Below are 1,408 nucleotides of genomic sequence, written 5' to 3'. Positions count from 1 at the left end.
GAGATTCTCGCGCATGGAGGCGGTGGGTGGGTCGTTCATTCTCATCAGGCAGCAGTGAATCGCGATTTTCCGCCTATGTCGAGGCGCTTGGCGTGGCCCTCGGCCATGCCGACCGCGTCGCTCCTGCTCGCAGCTACTGCGCAGGCCTGCTGCTGCCGGGCGAGCGCAAGAGCATCGAGCCGATGGCCGCGCGCGTCGAGCCTGGGAGGGTCCAGGCCGCCCATCAATCGCTGCACCACCTGATCGCCAAGGCTGATTGGTCCGACGCGGCAGTGCTCGCCGTGGTGCGCGCCCGCGTGCTGCCCGCCATACAGCAGCACGGGCCGATCCAGGCCTGGATCATCGACGACACTGGCTTCCCCAAGAAGGGCAAGCACTCCGTCGGCGTCGCGCGGCAGTATTGCGGCCAACTCGGCAAGCAGGACAATTGCCAGGTCGCCGTCAGCCTCTCCGTCGCCAATGAGCATGCCAGCCTGCCGGTGGCCTACAGGCTCTATCTGCCACAGGCCTGGGCCGAGGATGCCGAGCGGCGCAGCAAGGCTGGCGTGCCCGACGACCTGCGCTTCGCCACCAAGCCGCAGATCGCCCTCGAGCAGATCCGCACGGCGCAGGCCGATGGCATCCCGCCCGGCACCGTGCTGGCCGATGCGGGATATGGCGTGGATACCGACTTCCGCGATGGCATCACCGCCCTCGGCCTTGCCTATGTCGTCGGCATCCAGTCCTCGGCCAGCCTCTGGCCGCCAGGCCAGGCACCGCTGCCGGCCAAGCCCTGGAGCGGGCGGGGGCGTCCGCCCACCCGCGTCGGCCGCAGCGCCGACCATAAGCCCGTCTCGGCCAAGGACCTCGCTGCCGGTCTGCCCAAAGGTGCGTGGCGACGGGTGACGTGGCGCCAGGGCACGAACGCCCCACTCGCCTCCCGCTTTGCAGCCATTCGCGTCCGTCCCGCCCACCGCGATTACAAGGCGGCCACGCCACGCGCCGAGGAGTGGTGCCTGATCGAATGGCCCGTTGGTGAAGCCGAGCCCAGCAAATTCTGGCTCTCCACGCTGCCCGCCACCACCAGCCGCACCAGCCTAGTCCGCCACGCCATGCTGCGCTGGCGCATCGAGCGCGACTATCAGGAGATGAAGCAGGAGATCGGCCTCGGCCACTATGAGGGCCGCGGCTGGCGTGGCTTCCACCACCACGCCAGCCTCTGCATTGCAGCCTACGGATTCCTGGTCGCCGAAAGGGCGGCCCTTCCCCCCTCAGCAGAACGCAGCACCTCACTCATCCAAGCGCCTGACGTTCCCAAAACATACCGGCCACGGGGAGCCGCCGATCCGGCCTGAACGGCACGTCGCCAACTCCATCACCACCATGCGGCTCTGCATCGCTCGCGAACTTGCCCGCACCATACCACGAT

1 protein-coding gene is annotated in these 1,408 nt (G+C 68.4%); it reads left to right on the top strand.

Features of this window, described 5'->3' with window-relative positions; genetic code table 11:
• Positions 1 to 26 precede the first annotated feature (26 nt).
• Positions 27 to 1,334: an IS701 family transposase gene (locus ACFHPP_RS30995; RefSeq protein WP_437167075.1), complete on the top strand. Its 1,308-nt coding sequence runs from the start codon at positions 27 to 29 to the stop codon at positions 1,332 to 1,334.
• Positions 1,335 to 1,408 lie beyond the last annotated feature (74 nt).

The sequence above is a fragment of the Falsiroseomonas sp. E2-1-a20 genome, assembly GCF_051433195.1.
GTDB lineage: Bacteria > Pseudomonadota > Alphaproteobacteria > Acetobacterales > Acetobacteraceae > Falsiroseomonas.
Note: the sequence above shows the minus strand (reverse complement) of the source record. Positions and strands in the feature narration are given on the sequence as shown.